This window comes from Guyparkeria sp. SB14A, assembly GCF_005096345.1.
Taxonomy (GTDB): domain Bacteria; phylum Pseudomonadota; class Gammaproteobacteria; order Halothiobacillales; family Halothiobacillaceae; genus Guyparkeria; species Guyparkeria hydrothermalis.
The window spans coordinates 1-19,803 of the sequence record NZ_SWAW01000034.1 but is presented as its reverse complement, the minus strand read 5'-3'; the positions used below and the strand labels follow the sequence as shown (position 1 = coordinate 19,803).

General features: G+C 68.1%; 18 protein-coding genes. 13 read left to right on the top strand and 5 right to left on the bottom strand.

The window, feature by feature from the left end; all coding sequences use genetic code 11:
* The 6 genes from FAZ79_RS10195 to pstB form a co-directional block, all read left to right on the top strand.
* Positions 1-592 (top strand): HlyD family efflux transporter periplasmic adaptor subunit (locus tag FAZ79_RS10195; RefSeq protein WP_136867865.1); only part of this gene is annotated, 592 nt, incomplete at its 5' end.
* Positions 589-3,669 (top strand): efflux RND transporter permease subunit, encoded by a 3,081-nt coding sequence (locus FAZ79_RS10190; RefSeq protein ID WP_136867864.1) that lies wholly within the window; start codon positions 589-591, stop codon positions 3,667-3,669. The genes FAZ79_RS10195 and FAZ79_RS10190, both read left to right, overlap by 4 nt.
* Positions 3,670-3,912: 243 nt before the next feature.
* The gene (locus FAZ79_RS10185; RefSeq protein WP_136867863.1) at positions 3,913-4,929 is read left to right on the top strand and encodes a PstS family phosphate ABC transporter substrate-binding protein; all 1,017 of its coding nucleotides are present in this window, start codon (positions 3,913-3,915) and stop codon (positions 4,927-4,929) included.
* A gap of 499 nt (positions 4,930-5,428) precedes the next feature.
* Positions 5,429-6,688 carry a phosphate ABC transporter permease subunit PstC gene (gene pstC / locus FAZ79_RS10180; RefSeq protein ID WP_136867862.1) on the top strand — a complete coding sequence of 420 codons (1,260 nt, stop codon included), beginning with the start codon at positions 5,429-5,431 and terminating at the stop codon, positions 6,686-6,688.
* Between the two features lie 25 nt (positions 6,689-6,713).
* Positions 6,714-7,880 (top strand): phosphate ABC transporter permease PstA, encoded by a 1,167-nt coding sequence (gene pstA / locus FAZ79_RS10175; RefSeq protein ID WP_136867861.1) that lies wholly within the window; start codon positions 6,714-6,716, stop codon positions 7,878-7,880.
* A 259-nt stretch (positions 7,881-8,139) separates the two neighbouring features.
* Positions 8,140-8,955 carry a phosphate ABC transporter ATP-binding protein PstB gene (gene pstB, locus FAZ79_RS10170; RefSeq protein WP_136867860.1) on the top strand — a complete coding sequence of 272 codons (816 nt, stop codon included), beginning with the start codon at positions 8,140-8,142 and terminating at the stop codon, positions 8,953-8,955.
* A gap of 152 nt (positions 8,956-9,107) precedes the next feature.
* Here pstB and FAZ79_RS10165 read toward each other — a convergent pair whose 3' ends face one another.
* Positions 9,108-10,112: a class 1 fructose-bisphosphatase gene (locus FAZ79_RS10165; RefSeq protein WP_136867859.1), complete on the bottom strand. Its 1,005-nt coding sequence runs from the start codon at positions 10,110-10,112 to the stop codon at positions 9,108-9,110.
* Between the two features lie 284 nt (positions 10,113-10,396).
* On the opposite strand from FAZ79_RS10165, the gene FAZ79_RS10160 reads away from it, so the two are divergent.
* On the top strand, positions 10,397-11,104 hold the full coding sequence (locus FAZ79_RS10160; RefSeq protein ID WP_136867858.1) for a PilZ domain-containing protein: 708 nt from the start codon (positions 10,397-10,399) through the stop codon (positions 11,102-11,104).
* A 13-nt stretch (positions 11,105-11,117) separates the two neighbouring features.
* Here FAZ79_RS10160 and FAZ79_RS10155 read toward each other — a convergent pair whose 3' ends face one another.
* The 3 genes from FAZ79_RS10155 to FAZ79_RS10145 all read right to left on the bottom strand — a co-directional run bounded on the left by FAZ79_RS10155 (position 11,118) and on the right by FAZ79_RS10145 (position 12,156).
* Positions 11,118-11,423: an isoamylase early set domain-containing protein gene (locus FAZ79_RS10155; protein WP_136867857.1), complete on the bottom strand. Its 306-nt coding sequence runs from the start codon at positions 11,421-11,423 to the stop codon at positions 11,118-11,120.
* Between the two features lie 143 nt (positions 11,424-11,566).
* On the bottom strand, positions 11,567-11,923 hold the full coding sequence (locus FAZ79_RS10150; RefSeq protein ID WP_136867856.1) for a hypothetical protein: 357 nt from the start codon (positions 11,921-11,923) through the stop codon (positions 11,567-11,569).
* Between the two features lie 5 nt (positions 11,924-11,928).
* Positions 11,929-12,156, bottom strand: coding sequence for a MoaD/ThiS family protein (locus FAZ79_RS10145; protein ID WP_136867855.1), 228 nt, complete (start codon positions 12,154-12,156; stop codon positions 11,929-11,931).
* 205 nt (positions 12,157-12,361) lie between these two features.
* Here FAZ79_RS10145 and FAZ79_RS10140 point away from each other — a divergent pair, with 205 nt between their 5' ends.
* The 3 genes from FAZ79_RS10140 to FAZ79_RS10130 all read left to right on the top strand — a co-directional run bounded on the left by FAZ79_RS10140 (position 12,362) and on the right by FAZ79_RS10130 (position 16,243).
* On the top strand, positions 12,362-14,770 hold the full coding sequence (locus FAZ79_RS10140) for an AsmA family protein (RefSeq protein WP_136867854.1): 2,409 nt from the start codon (positions 12,362-12,364) through the stop codon (positions 14,768-14,770).
* Between the two features lie 52 nt (positions 14,771-14,822).
* Entirely contained in the window at positions 14,823-15,878 is a 1,056-nt protein-coding gene (mutY, locus tag FAZ79_RS10135; RefSeq protein WP_247709540.1) for an A/G-specific adenine glycosylase, read from the top strand.
* 83 nt (positions 15,879-15,961) lie between these two features.
* Positions 15,962-16,243, top strand: a complete 282-nt coding sequence (locus FAZ79_RS10130; protein WP_136867852.1) for an oxidative damage protection protein — start codon at positions 15,962-15,964, stop codon at positions 16,241-16,243.
* A gap of 118 nt (positions 16,244-16,361) precedes the next feature.
* Here FAZ79_RS10130 and FAZ79_RS10125 read toward each other — a convergent pair whose 3' ends face one another.
* Entirely contained in the window at positions 16,362-17,099 is a 738-nt protein-coding gene (locus FAZ79_RS10125) for an HAD-IA family hydrolase (RefSeq protein WP_136867851.1), read from the bottom strand.
* A 110-nt stretch (positions 17,100-17,209) separates the two neighbouring features.
* Between FAZ79_RS10125 and thiS the strand changes: the two genes are divergently transcribed.
* The 3 genes from thiS to FAZ79_RS10110 are packed head-to-tail and all read left to right on the top strand — an operon-like array spanning position 17,210 to position 19,613.
* Positions 17,210-17,425 (top strand): sulfur carrier protein ThiS, encoded by a 216-nt coding sequence (gene thiS / locus FAZ79_RS10120; protein WP_136867850.1) that lies wholly within the window; start codon positions 17,210-17,212, stop codon positions 17,423-17,425.
* Positions 17,426-17,427: 2 nt separating this feature from the next.
* The gene (gene ggt, locus FAZ79_RS10115) at positions 17,428-19,125 is read left to right on the top strand and encodes a gamma-glutamyltransferase (protein ID WP_136867849.1); all 1,698 of its coding nucleotides are present in this window, start codon (positions 17,428-17,430) and stop codon (positions 19,123-19,125) included.
* On the top strand, positions 19,122-19,613 hold the full coding sequence (locus FAZ79_RS10110) for a hypothetical protein (RefSeq protein WP_136867848.1): 492 nt from the start codon (positions 19,122-19,124) through the stop codon (positions 19,611-19,613). Before ggt ends, FAZ79_RS10110 begins: the two co-directional genes overlap by 4 nt.
* The last annotated feature ends 190 nt before the right edge of the window (positions 19,614-19,803 follow it).

The following is a 19,803-nucleotide window of genomic DNA, read 5'->3' as shown; positions in this document are numbered from 1 at the left end:
CCCTTCCGGCGGCGTGGTGATCGAGCTGGTCGCCGACGCCGGTGACGTGGTGGCCACCGGCCAGCCGGCGGTACGGCTGGCGGCCGACGACGGCCGGCTGGTCGAGGTGGATGTGCCCGAGCAGCGGCTCGCCGGTCTGCCCGACACGGCGAGGGCCCATCTCGAGGGCGATGACGTCGAGCTCGAGGCCACGCTCGACTCGGTGAGCGGCGCGGCCGATCCGGCCAGCCGGACGTTCGCCGCCCGTTATCGCCTGCCCGCGGCCGACGGACGGCCCTGGTCGCTGGGCCAGACCGCCACGCTGGCGTTCCGGTCCGAGATCTCGCAGCGGCGCGTGCCGGTCGGTGCCGTCTTCGCCCGTGACGACGAGGCGCGGGTGTTCCGGGTGGTCGATGGCCGGGTCGAGGCCGCATCCGTGCGCGTGCTGCGCATCGAGGCCGGTTATGCCGTGATCGAGTCCGATTTGCCGGCGGGCGTACTGGTGGTGATCGCCGGGGTCAATCGCCTTCACGACGGCCAGGCCGTCACGCCGCGCCGCGGCGACGAGGTGGCGGCCGGGGCGGGGGACGAGGCCGAGGAGACCGCGCCTTGAGCCAGTCGGTCGTCAGCCGTTTCAATCTCTCCGCGCTGGCGGTCCGCGAGCGGTCGATCACCCTCTACCTGATCCTGCTGGTCGCCCTCGCCGGGCTGTATGCCTTCGTCTCGCTGGGGCGGGCAGAGGACCCGGCCTTCACCCTCAAGGTGATGCTCGCCGAAGCGCACTGGGATGGCGCGACGGCCCGCGAGATGCAGGAGCAGGTGGGCGAGCCGCTGGAGCGCGCGCTCGACAACGTGCCCTACTTCGACTTCGTCGAGACCATTGCCCGGCCCGGGTCGGTGTATCTGCGCATCAACTTCGAGGAAGCCACCCCGCCCGAGGCGGTCAATGACGTCTTCTACCAGGTGCGCAAGCACCTCTCCGATGCCGGCCCGCAACTGCCCCCCGGGGTCGCCGGGCCGTTCTTCAACGACGACTTCTCCGACGTCTATTTCACGCTCTACGCCCTGACCGCGCCGGGGGTGGATCAGCGCACGCTGGTGGATGCCGCCGAGACGCTGCGGCGCGAGGCGCTCCGGGTCGAGGGCGTCGACAAGGCCCACCTGATCGGCGAGCAGGACGACCGGGTCGAGATCCGCCTCGACCCGGCCCGCATCCAGTCGATGGGATTGAGCGTCGAGTCGGTCGCGGCGGCCATCGACGGGCAGAACCGCCTGACCGGCCGCGGCCTGATCGAGACGGACGGCCCGCGACTCTACCTGCGGGTCGGGCCGGGACTGGATGCCGACGGGCCCGAGACCATCGAGCGCATCGCGGCCACCCCGCTGACCATCGACGGGCGGGTGCTGCGCGTCTCGGACGTGGCCGAGGTCTCGCGTCGATTGGCCGATCCGCCCGCCTTCATGGTCGAGAACAACGGCGAGCGCGCCCTGATGGTGGGCGTGATCATGGAGGACAACGTCAACGGCCTGGCGCTCGGCGAGCGCCTGTCGGCCTTCGAGGAGCGTGTCGCCGCCGGGCTGCCGGCCGGCGTGGCACTCGAGAAGGTCACCAACCAGGCCGATGCGATTCGCCTCGCGGTCGATACCTTCCAGATCAAGTTCCTGCTCGCCCTGGGCGTGGTGATGCTGGTGGGCTTCCTGGCCCTGGGGTTGCGCGCCGGGCTGGTGGTCGCGCTGGCCGTGCCGCTGACCCTGGCCGTGACCTTCGTGGTGATGCAGGTGACCGGCAAGAACCTCGATCGGATCACCCTCGGGGCGTTGATCCTGTCGCTGGGCCTGCTGGTGGACGATGCCATCATCGCCATCGAGATGATGCTGGTGAAGCTCGAGGAGGGCGCCGATCGCATCGCGGCGGCGGGGCATGCCTGGACGGTCACCGCCATGCCGATGCTGGTGGGCACCCTGGTCACCGTGGTCGGCTTCGTGCCGATCGGCTTTGCCCAGTCGAACGTGGGCGAGTACGCCGGCAATATCTTCTGGATCCTGGGTATCTCGCTGATCGCCTCGTGGTTCGTTGCCGTGGTGTTCACGCCGTACCTGGGCGTGAAGCTGTTGCCGCGCATCGAGCCGTCGCCGGGCGAGATGTACACCGGGCGGGCCTACCGGGCACTGCGCTGGCTGGTCACCGGTTGCGTCGCGCATCGCTGGTGGGTGGTCGGCGGCACCCTGCTGCTGTTCGCCGGCTCGGCGGTACTGATGGGGCAGGGGGTGGCCAAGCAGTTCTTCCCCAGTTCCGATCGCCCCGAGTTGCTGATCGACATCCAGCTGCCCGAGGGCAGCTCGATCGCCGCGACCCGCGAGGTGGCCGAACGGGTGGCCGCGGCGATCGAGGACGACCCGGCGCTCGAATCGCTCTCGACCTATATCGGCCGCGGCGCGCCGCGCTTCTTCCTCGCGCTCAACCCCGAGCTGCCCGATCCCGCCTTCGCCAAGATCATCGCCGTCACCCACGACGCCGAGGCGCGCGAGGCCCTGAGCGCCCGCCTGGAGACGATGATCAGCGAGGGTGCCTTCCCGGAGGCGCGCGTGCGCCCGCACCCGCTGCTCTACGGTCCGCCGGTGGTTTGGCCGGTGCAGTTCCGCGTGATGGGGCCGGAGATCGAGGAACTGCTGACGATCGGCGAGCGGGTGCGCGCCGTGATGGCCGAAAACCCGCACCTGGTCGACCCGCACCTGGAATGGGGGCGGCAGGTGCCCACCCTGTCGCTGTCGCTCGACCCGGCGCGGCTGGCCGCGCTGGGCCTGACGCCGGTCGGGGTCCAGGAACAGCTGGCCCGGCTGATCAACGGCCAGGTGGCCACCGAGTTGCGCGAGGGTATCCGCGGCATCGAGGTGCTGGTGCGGGCCGAGCCGGCCGTGGCACGCGACCCGGCCCGGCTCGAGAGCCTGCCGATTCGCCTGGCCGACGGGTCCAGCGTGCCGCTGGCGCAGCTCGGCGAGATCGAGGTGCAGACCGAACTGCCGGTGTTCAAGCGGCGTAACCAGACCCCGTATCTCAACGTCAACGCCGAGATCCGTGGCGCCCAGCCGCCGGATGCCACCTTCGCCAGCTGGGACGACCTGGCCGAGCTGCGCGCCGACCTGCCGGCCGGCTACCGCATCGAGATCGGCGGCACCGTCGAGCAGTCGGGCCGGGCGCAGGACTCGATCAAGGTGGTGATGCCCTTGATGGTGGTGCTGATGCTCACCCTGCTGATGCTCAACATGCGCTCGTTCCCGGGGCTGTTCATGGTGCTCCTGACCGCCCCGCTGGGCCTGATCGGCGCGGCCGGTGCCCTGGCGCTGTTCAACCAGCCGTTCGGCTTCGTCGCGTTGCTGGGGCTGATCGGGCTGGCGGGTATCCTGATGCGCAACACCCTGATCCTGGTCGGGCAGATCGACGAGAACCGTCGCGCCGGCGACGACCGCCACACCGCGGTGATCGAGGCGACCATCCGGCGGGCCCGGCCCGTGGTGCTGACCGCCCTGGCCGCGGTCCTCGCCTTCGTGCCGCTCACCGCCAGCACCTTCTGGGGGCCGCTGGCGGTCACGTTGATCGGCGGGATCGCCGTCGGCACCGTCCTGACCATCGTGTTCCTGCCGGCGATGTACGCGGTCTGGTTCCGGGTCCGGCCGCCGACGGCGGCCTGATGGCCGCCGCCTTAGGCGGAGAAGTCAGAGGTCAGAAGGAAGAAGTCAGAAGGAAGACATCAGTGAAAAGACGTGATGGCGAGCCTGACGGCGTCACCATCCCGCTCTCACCTCTCACCTCTCACCAGTCTCTGTTTCGCTGTCACCGAACCGTTGTCACACTTTCATCTTGCTGTCACAAACGATCCTCAGACTCCACTTCCTCAATCGCGTTGTGTTGAAACCAACTGAGGTATTTCCCGTATGAAACCGTTTGCCGTAACCAGCATTGGCCTGGCCGCCGTCATGGCCGCCTCCATCAGCACGGCCCACGCCCGTGACCAGATCCGCATCGTCGGTTCGTCCACCGTCTTCCCGTTCGCCAGCTACGTCGCTGAAGAGCTGGGCGCGACCACCGACTGGCCGACCCCGGTCATCGAGTCCACCGGTTCCGGCGGCGGCATGAAGCTGTTCTGCGAAGGCAACGGCCTGGACACCCCGGACATCACCAATGCCTCGCGTCGGATGAAGCCGTCCGAGTTCGAGCGCTGCCAGGAAAACGGCGTCACCGACATCACCGAGGCCATGATCGGCTACGACGGCATCGCCTTCGCCCAGAGCAACACCAACGACAAGGTCAGCCTGAGCCGCGAGCAGATCGCCATGGCGCTGCTCGAGCAGGTGCCGGTCGACGGCAAGCTGGTCGAGAACCCGTACAAGAAGTGGAGCGACATCGACTCCTCGCTGCCGGATCGCGAGATCCGCGTCTACGGCCCGCCGACCACGTCCGGCACCCGTGACGCCTTCGAGGAGCTGGTACTCGAGGCCGTGACCGAAGAGATGGAAGCCTACGGCAACGAAGGCTACGCCAACCTGCGCAAGGACGGTGCCTACATCGACGCCGGCGAGAACGACAACCTGATCGTTCAGAAGCTCGAGAACGACACCGACGCCTTCGGCATCTTCGGTTACTCCTTCCTCGAGGAAAACAGCGACAAGCTGGTCGGCTCGAACATCGACGGCGTTGCGCCGGAGCCGGAAGCCATCGGTTCGGGTGAGTACCCGGTCTCCCGTTCGCTGTTCTTCTACATCAAGAACAGCCACGCCGACGACGTCCCGGCCATGGCCGACTACGTCGACCTGTTCATGAGCGACAAGATGCTCAGCGACCTGGGTTACCTCAAGGGCATCGGCCTGATCCCGCTGCCGCAGGCAGAGCTCGAGGAACTGCAGACGTCGGTTGCCGAGCGCAAGAAGCTTCAGCTGTCCGATCTCAAGTAAGCGAAGGATGCGCCCCAGGGACGGGGCAGGGACGCCCTCCCAGGGATGGGGAAAGCCGGCAGGTCAATCTGCCGGCTTTCTCTTGGGAAACGCTGCACGATTCGATGGCACCTCTGGCTTGCGGGTTTGTTCGCAATCAAGGCGCCGCGCCGAAGGCGGGCTTGTTGCCCGGCGAGGGGCTCCAACGCCGAGTGCGGGCAAACCCGCAAGCCCCTTCGGGCGGGCCGCCAAGGGCCCATTTTCGGTGTTGCAGCCCTTGTGAATGGCCACAGCCATTCGCGGCGGACTGCGCCTTGCAACTGGGCCCTTGGCGGTCCCGCAGAGGCGCTATCGAATCGTGCAGCGTTTCCCTTGTCGCAAGCGTTTGGCCTTTCGATGACCGAATGCTTGCAACAGGAGCCAGGTTCTCAATAATGGGCCGCCTACATACGACCGCCTGAGCCGACGATCGACCGGATGCCCGGGATCATCGGCCACCGACAAGACGGAACACGCTGTCATGCAGACCGACCAGATACTGATGACGTTCTTCGCCGGGGTGCTATTCCTCGGGGTGCTGGGGTTCTTCCTCGGTCGCTCCAAGGCCGCCCGGGTTCGCGCCGGCGGGGCGCACATGCATTCCCAGCCGGATCAGTACGCCTGGTTCACCGTGTTGAGCGCGGCCGGCCCGGCGGTGGTCGTCGCGATGCTCGCGGCCATCGTGCTGGGCGTGTTCGAAAGCGCCTTCCCCGGCTGGCTGGCCGTGGTCGGCGCGCTGGGCCTGGGCGCCTTCGGGTTGTTCGTCGGCCTCAACCGGGTCCGCCCGGAGCTCCGCGCCCGTGACTCGCTCGAGCGGGCGGTCAAGTGGGTGCTGATCGGCGCGGCGTCGATCTCGATCCTCGCGACCTTCGGCATCCTGTTCTCCATCCTGTTCGAGGCGATCCGCTTCTTCCAGATGGAAAGCTTCTGGTACTTCATTACCGGCACCAACTGGGCGCCGGGCGACGCCTTCCTCGAAGGCGCCGGACGGGCCGAGGCCTCGGAAGGCCCGTCGGGCAACTTCGGCGCCCTGCCGCTGTTCGCCGGCACGTTCATGATCACCGCCATCGCCATGCTGGTGGCCGTGCCCATCGGGGTCTCGGCGGCGATCTACATGTCCGAGTACGCGCCGTCCAAGGTGCGCGACGTCGCCAAGCCGGTGCTCGAGGTCCTCGCCGGCATCCCGACCGTCGTCTACGGCTTCTTCGCCGCGATCACGGTCGCCCCGCTGATCGTCTCGGCCGCTGACTCGGTCGGGCTGGAGGCCTCGTTCAACAACGCGCTGGCGCCCGGGATCGTCATGGGCATCATGATCATCCCGTTCATCTCCTCGCTGTCCGACGACGTGATCAGCTCGGTGCCCACGGCCATGCGCCAGGGCTCGCTGGCATTGGGCACCACCCGCAACGAGACCATTCGCCACGTGGTGCTGCCCGCCGCGCTGCCGGGCATCGTCTCGGCAACGCTGCTGGGTGTCTCGCGCGCGCTGGGCGAGACCATGATCGTGGTCATGGCCGCGGGCATGCGCCCCAACCTCACGGCCAATCCGCTCGAGGACATGACCACGGTGACCGTGAGCATCGTCTCGGCGCTGACCGGCGACAACGAGTTCGAGTCCGCGGCCACGCTCTCGGCCTTTGCCCTCGGCCTGATGCTGTTCGTGGTCACCCTGGCGCTCAATTTCGTCTCGGTCGTGATGATCCGCCGCTTCCGCGAGAAGTACGCGGTCAACAACCTGTAATTCGATTCACCGGAAAGGTCCCGTCATGGCCCAGTCCCTCGACGACATCTCCCGCCAGCTGAAGAAGCGCCATCGCAAGTCCGCCCGGATGAAATGGCTGTCGATGTCGGCGCTGATCGCCGCCGGTATCTTCCTGCTGTTCTTCCTCGCCGACATGCTGATCAAGGGCATGCCGGCCTTCCAGCAGGCCTATATCCAGGTGGAGGTCGACTACAACGAGCGGGCCGCCGAACTGCCGCTGGCGGCGGTCGAGGCGGACTACCGCGAGCTGGTCAGTCGCGGTTACCTGCGCCTGATCCCCGGGCGCATGGCGGAAGACGACTCGCTGCTGGGTACCACGCAGACCGAGTGGGTGCTGGCCGACGACGCGGTCGACCAGTACCTCAAGGGAGGCAAGGCGCGCCTCAAGGACAAGCAGGTTGCCGTGATCGACCGGATGGTCGAGGAAGGACGCGCCGAGCTGCGTTTCAACACCGGCTTTTTCACCAATGGCGACTCCAAGCTCCCGGAGATGGCGGGCCTGGCCTCGGCGGCGATCGGCTCGGTGCTGGTGCTGATCGTGACCCTGGCCTTCGCCTTCCCGGTGGGGGTGATGACGGCGGTCTACCTCGAGGAATTCGCGCCGGACAATCGGTTCACGCGCTTTCTCGAGATCAACATCAATAACCTCGCCGCGATCCCCTCGATCCTGTTCGGTCTGCTGGGTCTGGCGATCTTCATCAACTTCTTCGGCGCGCCGCGCTCCTCGGCCTTGGCCGGTGGCCTGACGCTGGGCCTGATGACCCTGCCGATCATCATCATTACCTCGCGCGCGGCGCTTCGGGCCGTGCCCGACTCGATCCGTCAGGCGGCCTACGGCGTGGGCGCGACCCGCTGGCAGACGGTGCGCGACCACGTCCTGCCGCTGTCGATGCCCGGGATTCTCACCGGTTCGATCATCGGCCTGGCCCAGGCGCTGGGCGAGACCGCGCCGCTGATCATCATTGGCATGATCGCCTACATCCCGGATGCCCCGGGCAGCTTTACCCAGGCGGCCACCGTGCTGCCGGCGCAGATCTTCACTTGGGCCGGGATGCCCGAGTCGGCCTACGTCGAGCGCACCGCCGCCGGCATCCTCGTGCTGCTGTCGGTGCTGATCACGCTCAACGCCACCGCGGTCTATCTGCGCAAGAAGTTCGAGCACCGCTGGTGATGGAGCCTCTGTACGAGTCCGATATCGCTCTGGGCTGGCGAAACGGTTATCAGGCGAGCCGGCCAGCCCCCTGCGGGCGCACCCTGAGCCAGGCATCTGCTGTGTTGCCGCCCTTGGAAAGGGAGCAACCCTTCCGCGGCGGGCGGTCGCCTTGCAGCTGCCAGGCTCAGGGCGCGCAGAACGTCATCGGACTCGCACAGAGGCTCCTCCGGCCTAACCACTTTTTCCCACACGTCAACCAACGACAGGTACGGCGAGCATGACAACCAAACTCGCATCCCCCGGCGCCCCGGTCACCTTCAACCAGGAGACCACCCACGATCTCGAGCTGACCGTGCGGGATCTCAAGCTCTGGTACGGCGACAAGCAGGCGTTGCACGGCATCGACCTGGACGTCTACCAGAACAACATCACCGCGCTGATCGGGCCGTCGGGCTGCGGCAAGTCGACCTTCCTGCGCTGCCTGAATCGCATGAACGACCTGATCCCGTCGGTGCGCGCCGAGGGCGAGATCATGATGGAGGGCAAGAACGTGCTCTCCAAACAGGTCGACGAGGTCGCCCTGCGCAAGAAGGTGGGCATGGTGTTCCAGAAGCCCAACCCGTTCCCGAAGAGCATCTACGAGAACATCGCCTACGCGCCGCGCATGCACGACATCGTCTCCAAGGGCAGTGAGCAGGACGAACTGGTCGAGCGTTCCCTGAGGGCCGCCGGCCTGTGGGACGAGGTCAAGGACCAGCTCGACAAGCCGGGCACCTCGCTTTCCGGCGGTCAGCAGCAGCGTCTGTGCATCGCGCGGACGATTGCCGTGCAGCCCTCCGTGATCCTGATGGACGAGCCCACCTCCGCGCTCGACCCGATCTCGACGGCCACGATCGAGGAGCTGATGCACGAGCTGAAGCAGGACTTCACCATCGTGGTGGTCACCCACAACATGCAGCAGGCCGCGCGCGTCGCCGACTACACCGCCTTCTTCCACCTCGGCAAGGTGATCGAGTATAACGACACCGCGACCATGTTCTCCACGCCGGAGAAGCAGCAGACCGAGGACTACATCACGGGACGCTACGGCTGACGAGACGTCAGAAAGCAGAAGGAAGAAGTCAGAGGGGTGCGGTGCGCACGCTGTCTGACCCCTGACTTCTGATTTCTTTGCTCTCCCCAAGAAAAAGCCCCGCGAGTCGATGACCCGCGGGGCTTTCTTGTATCCGAACTGTCCGGAAGGCCTTAGCCTTCCTTGTGGTAGTCCCAGATGCGCTGGACTTCGTTCTTGGAGCCCAGGATGACCGGCACGCGCTGGTGCAGCTTTTCCGGCTCGATGGTCATGATCCGGTCCGGGCCGGTGATCGACAGGCCACCGGCCTGCTCGACGATCATGGACATCGGGTTCGCCTCGTACATCAGGCGCAGCTTGCCGCCGCGCTCGCGGTGCTTGCTGTCGATCGGGTACATGAACACGCCGCCGCGGACCAGGATGCGGTGTACTTCGGCGACCATCGAGGCGACCCAGCGCATGTTGAAGTCCTTGTCGCGCTCGCCTTCCTTGCCGGCCAGGCACTCGTCGACGTAGCGCTTCACCGGCGCGTCCCAGAAACGCATGTTCGACATGTTGATGGCGAACTCGGCGGTGTCTTCCGGGATGGTCATGTTCGGGTGGGTCAGCTTGAACTCGCCGACCGAGCGGTCGAGCGTGAAGCCGTCGACGCCGTCACCGATGGTCAGGACCAGGATGGTGGACGGGCCGTAGGTGACGTAACCGGCGGCGACCTGCTCGGTGCCCGGCTGCATGAAGTCTTCCTCGGTCGGGTTCTCCTTGCCGGTGGGGGCCTTGAGGACCGAGAAGATGGTGCCGACGGTGACGTTGACGTCGATGTTCGACGAACCGTCCAGCGGGTCGTAGGTGCACAGGTACGGGCCGCGGTGCTTGCCGGCCGGCAGGTCGTAGACCTCGTCCATTTCCTCGGAGGCCAGGCCGGCGACGTGGCCGCCCTCGGTGAGGATGTCGGTGAACTCGTCGTTGGAGATGATGTCGAGCTTCTTCTGGGTCTCGCCCTGGACGTTCTCGGTCTCAGCCGAGCCCAGCAGGCCGATGAGGTTGCCGCGGCCGACCTGGTCGGCGATCAGCTTGCAGCCGGCGGCCACGTCGCTGATCAGGCCGACGAAGTCGGCATCGACGCGACCCTGGCGCTGGTGTTCGGCCAGGTACTGCGAAAGTCGCTTGGCATCAGACATGGAAAAATCCTCTGTGTCAGTCGAATGGGTAAACGGGATATCGGAGACAGGAAGTCTTTGAATGGTTGGGAAGAACGTCCCAGGCATTCAGAGCCGCCCTGCGACAAAAATCGGCGCCTATAGTAACCGATCGCCGGCGGCAACCGAACCACGGCCGCCGAGCGGCGCCGGCATGCGGTTGTCGGGCGGCTGCAGGGTGAGGTCAAAATGGGTATGCTTGTCGGCGCTACTGCTCGGGCGGCGCACGCCGCCCGGCCGAACCCACGGACCCGGAGTCATCGGTCTTGGACGATCAGGACATCAAAACCGTCCGCGCCCCCCGCACCATCGAGCGCTCGCTCGGCCGGCTGTTCGAGGCCCGCAGCCACGTCTGGCTGATCCCCGATGACGATCCCGACTTCCAGGGCCAGGTCCAGGTGGTGGGCAACGAGCCCGAGGCCCGTCGGCTGGTGCTCGACTGCCCCGACCCGGTGGTGCTGCGCCACGTGCTGCACGCCAAGCGGGTGCGCCTGCAGGCGGTGATCGATGGTCTCCTGAACTGGTTCTACTCCACCGATCTGGTCACCCGGGAAGAGGGCGGCGACTGCTACCTCGCCATCGGCTACCCCGAGGTGATGCAGCGCCTGCAGCGCCGCGCGGCATTCCGCATCGACCTGCCGCCGGACGTGCCGGGCACGCTCGCCTTCTGCACCCCCGGGCGGCGGGCCGTGACCTCGGGTCACGTGGTCAACCTGTCGGCGACCGGCTGTGCCGTGAGCGTGGTGGGTGACAAGGACCCGAACCTGAAGCCCGGCGACGAGGTGCCCGCCGCCCGCCTGAAGGTGGGGGACGGCATCGACGTGCGCCTGGAATTCATCGTGCGCAACCGTCGCCCCGGCGTGGGCAAGAGCATGGTCTACGGCCTGGAGTTCGCTGCGCTGCCGCCGCGCGACAGCCAGCTAATCGACCGCGAGGTGATGCGCCTGCAGCGCCTGCGCCTCACCAGGGGCTGAGCCCCGCCAAACCTCACGTCCGCAACAGGCCGTTGTCGCCGGTGCCGAACGGGTTGGGCACGTAGCCGTCGGCGGCCTCGTCGTTGTCCCAGCGTTCCTCGTCGATCAGATAGCGGAACGCGTACTCGCCGCCCTGCGGCAGGCTGACCGTGGTCCGGTAGCTGCCGTCGCGCTGGCGCTTGAGCGGTAACGTTTCATCGCCCCAGCCGTTGAAATCGCCACGCACCTCGACGCGGTGTTTCTCGCCATCGTTCGGCCGATAGCTGAACGTGACGCGACACTCCGGGCGCACCTTTAGCGGCTTTTTCGTGATCGCCATGACCTGACCTCCGCTGGTGGGTGGGCGTGCATGCCCGACCCGTTTCATTTAGGCGACGCCGGGGTGTTTGGCAACCCGGCCAAGTGCCTGTTTACGCGTTGGTCTTGACGGTTGTGTGACGGAAGGTGGGGCGGGTGGCCGGATCAGCGGCTGAGGTTCTTCTCGAGCACGCGCATCAGTCGTCCCTCGCTGACCAGTCCGGCGGTGACGAAGGCCAGCAGCAGGAGCACCAGCAGCCCCACGGCCAGGAACAGCATCGGCGCGGTCACGGCGAGCAGGGCCTGGGTGGCCGAATCGAGGTTGCCGCTCTGCATCAGCTCGAGCACGTGCAGCGGGTTGACCAGGATGGGGCGCTGGAAAAAGGCCCAGACGTAGAAGCCGACGGTCATCGCACCCAGCAGCAGGGCAATCACCGGCCAGATGCGGATCAGCCGGCGGCGTCGCGAGATGATCTGGCGCATCTCGCGCTGCATGTCGTTGGCGGACGGTTTCTTGGCCATGGCGCTCAGCCTCCGGTCACCGGTGGGAAGAAGGCGACCTCGTCGCCATCCGCGAGCGGGTGGTCGAGGTCGACGTACTCGTGGTTGACGGCCGCCAGGGTGTTGCTGGGGCGCTCGATGTCGGTAACCCGCCGCCAGGCCTCGGCCACGGTGGCCGGGGTCTCGTCGAGGCGGGTCTCGTCAAAGCCGATGCGCTCGCGCAGGCTGGCAAACAGGCGGACGGTGATGCTCATGGTCGGTCGATTCGCTGGCGGTGTATGTCGGCATTGCCGGCCGGTTCGATGCGTGGAGACGGCCGGTCTGACTGGACATATTGTCTGCTAAAGTCTGAGTCAATCCTAGTCCGGATTGTGGCCCGGATTGCGCCCCGAGCTACGTTAGCCAGCGGGGTTTCCGGGGTAACCGTGCCCGGCCAACGACACTCGAGGACGCCCCCGCATGAAATGGATCAAGCGCATTGGCCTGCTGTTCGCCGCGATCGTCCTGGTCGCCATCCTGGCGATCACCGCCTTCGCCCTGACCTTCGATCCCAACGACTACAAGCCGCAGATCGCCGCCCAGGTGGAAAAGCAGACCGGGCGCAGCATCCAGTTCAACGGCGACCTGTCCGTGACGATCTTCCCCTGGCTGGGCGCGGCGACCGAGGACGTGGTGCTGGCCAATGCCGAGGGATTCGAGCCCGAGTCGATGGTCACGGTCAAGCGTCTCGAGGCCCAGGCCGCGCTGCTGCCGTTGCTGCGCGGGGAATTCGAGATCGGCACCCTGCTGCTCGAGGACGCCGAGATCCACCTGACCCGCCACGAGGACGGGCGCAGCAACTGGGACGACCTGGTCGAGCGCTCCGCCGAGTCGGCCGAGACCGCGGGCGGCGAGCCGGACACGGTCGAGCCGCAGGACGGTGACGGCCCGGCGATGGTGCTTACCGTCGGCGGCGTGGACATCCGCAACGCCACCCTGCACTGGCGCGACGAACAGGCGGGCCAGCAGCTGACCATCGACGGCCTGGACCTGACCACCGGCGAACTGGCCGACGGCGCGCCCACCGACATCGAGCTGGTTTCCGGCTTCCGGCTGGCCATGCCCGACATGCCGCCGATGAGCGGCAGTGTCGATCTCACCACCCGTGCCCAGATCTGGCTCGATCGCCAGGACATGCTGTTCGAGGGGCTCGATCTCAACCTCGTCGCCAGCCAGGAGGGCGAGACGGGCGGCGAGGCCGGTCTGCCCGAGCGCATCGAGGCCATGCTGCAGGTCGAGAAGGCCGACGTGCGCCTGGCGAAATCGCAGGCGCGGCTCGACGGCGTGGTGCTGGATCTCAACGGCAAGGCGGTTGGGCCGCTCACCTATCTGGAAAGCCGTCTCGAGACCGTGCTCGAGGCCGACTGGGCCGCCGGGCGCTACGAGCTGCCGCGCCTCAGCATCGAGGCCGACCTCAAGGGGCTGCCGGAGATGAGCGAGACCCTGCAGGTCGCGGCGAGTGCCGCCCTGGCCGCGGACATGCAGGCCGGGACCGCGACCATCGACGACCTCGAACTGACCTCCGACCCGGTCGTGGCCAACGGTCGGCTCGACGTCAGCGGCCTCGACAGCGGTGAGCTGGTCGCCGCCGGCCCGATCGAGGTCGCGGCCTTCGATCCGCGCGTGCTCGCCGATCGGCTGGGGATCACCCTGCCCGAGATGCGCTCCGCCGAGGCCCTGCGCGAGGTCGCGCTCTCCGGCCATATCGACGTCACCCCGTCGCGGGCGATGCTCGACGACCTGCGGGTCACGCTCGACGGCAACGCACTGACCGGGCGTGCCGGCATCGACAACCTCGAGACCGGTCGCCTGTTCGCGCGCCTCGAGGGCGGTGAGCTCGACGTCAATCCCTACCTCGCCCCGAAGGCCGCGGGTGACAAGGCCCCGGGAGAGACGGACGGCGGCGAGTCGTCCGGTGGCAGTGGGTCGGGTCAGGCCGCGGCCAAGACCGCGGAGATCGACTTGCCGGTCGAGACCCTGCGCGGGCTCAACCTGGATGCCCGCCTGCAACTGGAAAGCCTGCGCTACGAGGACTATCGCCTGACCAGCCCGGTGGTGCACCTGACCGCCGCCGGCGGCCAGCTGCGACTGGCGGAGCTGGCCGCCAAGGCCTTCGACGGCTCGATCAACGCCAGCGGTGCGCTGGACGTGCGCGGCGAGGTGCCGAGCTACGCCGGCAAGGGGCGCGTGCAGGGCGTCGCGCTGCAGCCGCTGCTCACCGCGGTAATGGACGAGGATCGACTGCTTGGTCGCGGCGACGTCGCCTTCGACGTCACCACCCAGGGCAAGCGGGTCGACCAGCTCAAGGCGGGCCTGGACGGTACCGCGGACATGGCCCTGCGCGACGGCAAGATCAAGGGCTTCGACATCGGCTACCTGCTGCGTCGGGCCCAGGCGCGCCTGGAGGGCAAGACCGAGCCGGAACCCGAGGAGCTGTCCACCGACTTCACCTCGATCACCGGCACGGCCACCATCCGCAACGGCGTGGTGCGCAACGACGATCTTGCCGGCGCCTCGCCGCTGCTGCGGGTGGCCGGCAAGGGCGAGGTCGACCTGCCGCGCGAGCAGATCGACTACCAGGTCACCGCGACCGTCGTGAACACCGCCACCGGCCAGGGCGGCAAGGAGCTCGAGCGCCTCAAGCAGGTGCCGGTGCCGATTCGCATCCAGGGCAGCTTTGCCGATCCGTCCATCTCGCTCGACCTCGAGGCGCTGGCCCGCGAGGCGGCCAAGGGCGAGGTCAAGACTCGCGTCGAGGAAGAGATCGACAAGCGCCTCGGCGACGATGCCGCGCCGGTCAAGGAACTGCTCAAGGGCTTCGGCCTGTGAGTCGGGAGCGATCGCCTGCCACGCGACCGGGCAAACGGCCCCGCCGCGGACCGTGACGGCCCCGTTCGCCGAACGTCTGCTGGCCTGGTTCGACGACCACGGTCGGCATGACCTGCCGTGGCAGCACCCGCGCACGCCCTACCGGGTGTGGGTCTCGGAGATCATGCTCCAGCAGACCCAGGTCGCCACGGTCATCCCGTATTTCGAGCGTTTCATGGCGCGCTTCCCCGATATTGAGTCGCTCGCGGCGGCCGAGGCGGATGACGTGCTCTCGCTCTGGTCGGGACTGGGTTACTACGCCCGTGCCCGCAACCTGCATGCCGCCGCGCGCCGCCTGGCGGAATCGGGCGTGCCCGAGACGGTCGACGGCTGGGCCGACCTGCCGGGCGTGGGCCCGTCCACCGCCGCGGCGATCGTCGCCCAGGCCTTCGATCGCCGTGCGGTGATCCTGGACGGCAACGTCAAGCGGGTGCTCGCGCGGCACGCCGCCATCGACACCCCGCAGGAAACCGCCGCCACGCAGCGCAGGCTGTGGGCGCTGGCCGACGAGCACACCCCCGCGACCCGTGCCGCCGACTACACCCAGGCGATCATGGACCTGGGCGCCACCGTCTGTCGCCGTGGCAAGCCACGCTGCGTTGTCTGCCCGGTCAGTGAGGACTGCGAGGCCCGACGACAGGATCGGCAGGGCGAGTTGCCCGTTCGCCGGCAACGCAAGCCCAAGCCGGTGCGCCGGCGCGTCTTGCTGTGGCTGGAGGACGGCGAGGGTCGGCTGTTGCTGGAAAAGCGCCCCGCCACCGGCATCTGGGGCGGGCTGGCCTGCCCGCCCATCGTCGAGCGGGCCGAGGATGCCGACGAGCGGATTGCCCGGCTGGGTCTGCATCGAGAGGGCGAGTGGCACCACCTGGGTTTCCTGCGCCACGTGTTCAGCCATTTCGAGCTGGACGCCGAGGTGCTGGGCGTGACGGTCGAGCACGGCGGCCTTGCCGAGGGGCAGGGCGAGTGGCATCGCCCGGAGCGGCTGGCGGATGCCCCGCCGGTCGGTCTGCCGGCCCCCGTCCAGCGCCTGATCCGCGAGCGGCGGCGCGCCTCGCTCGGTGATGGCTGACGACCCGGCCAACCTCAACGCCGGCGGCGGGGCACTGTTATCATCGCCGCACACCATGCATTCGAGCCGCGAACGAGGTTTTCATGACTGACCGCACCGTCTTCTGCCAGCGCCTGCAATGCGAGGCCGAGGCCCTGCCCAAGCCGCCGTACCCGGGGGAGCTGGGCGAGCGCATCTACAACAACATCTCCAAGGCGGCCTGGCAGCAGTGGTTGGGCCACCAGACCATGCTGATCAACGAGTACCGCCTGACGCCGATCGACCCCAAGGCGCGCGAATTCCTGGTCCGCGAGATGGAGAAATTCCTGTTCGAGGGCAAGGAAGACAAGCCCGAGGACTACGTCCCGCCGAGCGAGGGCGAATAAGAGGGGCGCGCGACGCCCTCTGTAGGAGCGGCTTTAGCCGCGAATGCCAAGTGTCTGTCGCGACCTTTCGCGGCTAAAGCCGCTCCTACGGAGCCTTGGGGCGAGGCTTTCGCCGTCGTTATCGGCCGGCCAGAACCGCCGTCGCGGCCAGGAAATCATCCAGCGGCTCGAACGGCGCGGTGTCCATCGCCTCGCCGCGGCTGTTGGGCAGCGTGATCGCGCGCAGGTGGCGGATGCCGAAGTCCTCGGCGGCGGCCAGCGCCACCAGGTTGTCGTCGACCAGCAGGGTGCGATCGGGGTCGAAGTGCAACTGTTCGGCCAGTCGGTCCCAGAAGCGGGGCGACTCCTTGGCCGCCCCGATCTCGTGGGCGTTGAACAGGCGGTCGAGTCGCGTGGCGAGATCGACCCGCTCGAACTTGAGATCGACGCTGGCCGGGTGGGCATTGGTCACCAGCACGCGCTGCTTGCCCGCTACGCCCAGGCGCTCGAGGAAATCGGGTACGCCGTGGCGGTAGCGGATGTGGTGGGCCAGCTCGCGCTTGAGGGCGACGAGATCGAGCTCGTTGCGGCAATCGGGCGCCAGCGCGCGGTGCCAGTCGTCCAGGCAGTACCAGGCCAGCTGGCCGCGCAGGCCCTCGAAACGGGCATTGAGGCGCGCCATCGCCTCGGGCTCGGCCAGCCCGCTCAGTTCGACGTAGCGCCGCGGGAAGTGCTCCTTCCAGAAGCGGGCGTCGAAGTCGAGGTCGAGCAGCGTGCCGTCCATGTCGAGCAGCACGGTGTCGATCTCGCTCCACGGCAGGGCGAGGGACGCAGGGGAGGCGGCCCGAGGTGTTGCACTCCAGGGTGTTTCGCTCATGGGTGTCGGCTTCGAACAATTGGATGGGACCGGCTGGCGGCCGGTCCCGGAGTCTACCAGTAGAGACAATCGCGCCGGGGCGGCGGTTCCGGCGGTGGAGGGGAATCAGGATGGCTGAATCGACGGTACGCATCGAACTCAACGGCGAGCCGCGCGACGTGCCCGAGGGCACCACGCTCGAGGCGCTGGTCACGCTCGCCGGCACCAGCGGCAAGCGCTACGCGATCGAGGTCAACGGCGAGATCCGCCCCCGCGCCGAGCACGCCAGTGCGGTGGTCGCCGACGGTGACCGGGTCGAGATCGTCCAGGCGATCGGCGGGGGCTGAGCATGAACGCCTTGCGCCGGCTCGCGATCGTTCTCGTTCTCCTGCCGTGGGGGCTCGTGCAGGCGAGCGCCACGTCACCGGGGCAGGCCGCGGTGGCCACCGCCCATCCGATGGCCACCGCGGCCGGGCGCGAGGTGCTCGAGGCCGGCGGCAATGCCTTCGACGCGGCGGTGGCGATTACCGCCGCGCTGGCCGTGGTCGAGCCGTACAGCTCCGGGCTGGGTGGCGGCGGCTTCTACCTGCTCCATGACGCGGCGAGCGGGCGCGACGTGATGCTCGATGCCCGCGAGCGGGCGCCGGGGCAGGCGACGCGCGACATGTATCTCGACGACGAGGGCAATCCCCAGCCCGATCGGTCCGTCGACGGGGCGCTGGCCGCCGGCATCCCCGGCATTCCCGCCGCGCTCGATCACCTGGCCGCCGATTACGGCGCACTGCCGCTGACCACGACCCTCGATCCGGCCATCCGCGCCGCGCGCGAGGGTTTCGAGGTCACCGAGATGTATCGCCGCCTGGCCGGTTTCCGCGAGGAGGTGCTGGCCGCCGACCCGGGCAGTCGCTCGATCTTCCTCGACGGGGGCAAGCTGCCGGAGATCGGCCACGTCATTCGCCAGCCGGACCTTGCCGAGACGCTCGAGCGCATCGCTATCGAGGGCCGTGACGGCTTTTACCAGGGCGAGCTGGCCGGTCGCCTGGTCGACGGGGTGCGCAAGGCCGGCGGCATCTGGTGTCGCTCGGACCTGGCTGGCTACCGCGTGGTCGAGCGCGAGCCGGTAATCAGTCGCTTCCGCGGCTTCGAGGTGGTCTCCGCCGCGCCGCCTTCCTCCGGTGGCGTGGCCATCGCGCAGATGCTGAACACCTATGACGCCCTCGCGCGCCGCGCCGGCGAGCTGGACGACCTGTCCGTGCTGGGCCTGCACTACCGGGTCGAGGCGATGCGTCGTGCTTACCGTGATCGCGCCGAATACCTGGGCGATCCGGACTACGTCGACATGCCGATCGAACGGCTGACCAGCGACGACTACGCCGCCGGGCTGGCGGTGGGTATCTCGCCCACCGACGCCACGCCCTCGTCAAGCCTCGCCCCGGTGGTCACCGAGCCGGAAGGACCGCACACCACGCATTTCTCCGTGATGGACGCGGATGGCAACTACGTCGCCGCGACCCTCTCGATCAACTACCCCTTCGGGGCCGGCGTGACCGTGCCCGGCACCGGCGTGCTCCTGAACGACGAGATGGACGACTTCTCGCAGAAGCCCGGCGTGCCCAATGTCTACGGGCTGGTCGGCGCCGAGGCCAATGCGGTTCAGCCGGGCAAGCGACCGCTGTCCTCCATGTCACCCACCTTCGTGCGCAGCGACGATCTGGTCGGCGTGCTCGGCACGCCCGGTGGTTCGCGCATCATCACCATGGTGCTCGGCGGCGTGCTGGCGGCGACCCGCGGCGAGCCCCTCGACGACTGGGTGACCGGGCCGCGCATCCATCACCAGTACCTGCCGGATCGCATCGAGGTCGAGCCCGGCCTGCTAAGCGACGAACAGCGCGCCGAACTCGAGTTGATGGGGCACCGAATCGAGGTCAATGACGGCTTTGGCAACATGCAGGCGGTCGCCTGGTGGCGTGACGACGGCCGGCTCGAGGCGGCCAGCGACCCACGCGGAGAAGGGCGGGCCGCCGTGTTTGCCCCCGAGGCGCCATGAGCCGGTTTGCCCTGGGTTGCTTCCGCACCACGGCCCGGCCGGCGGGTGACCAGAGGCTGTTCCGCCTCCCGCCCGCGCAACGTCGCCTGGCGACCACGACCGGATCGTTCACGCGGGCGTTGCATCGGCATACTGGCCACCCGGTGGTGGTGCGCCGCCTCGACGAGGGGTGGCGCGGGCACGTCGCCGGCCGCTGGCCGACCCCCAGGGTCACGCGCGTCTGGGAACGCCGCGTCCGGCTGGAGAGCGGCGATGTCCGGGTCGACGCCCTGACCCAGGCGGTCGGCCCACTCACCCCGCGCCTGCGTCGTGCGATTACCGGCCTGGCCGACACCCCGCTAATGGAGGTGCTCGCCCGGCAACCGCGCTGTCGCCGGCTGAGTTTCCGCGTCAGTCTCCAGGGCGGCCGGATCAGCCGCGAAACCGTCTACCGCATCCACCTCGCCCGGGTGCGCGTCACCGAGTGGTTCGATATCGACCTTGGTTGAACTCGAACCGTCCGCCCTGGCGTAGGAGCGGCTTTAGCCGCGAAATTACACATCCGGGTGTTCCGCGCCTGAAGGCGCTTGTATGTTTACCCCGGCAAGTCAAAAACTGGGCTTGTCGGGGTGGAGGGACAGAAGACGCTTCTGGCTCAAATGAAAGAGCACAGACGGTAGGAGACCTCGTCCCACCCCT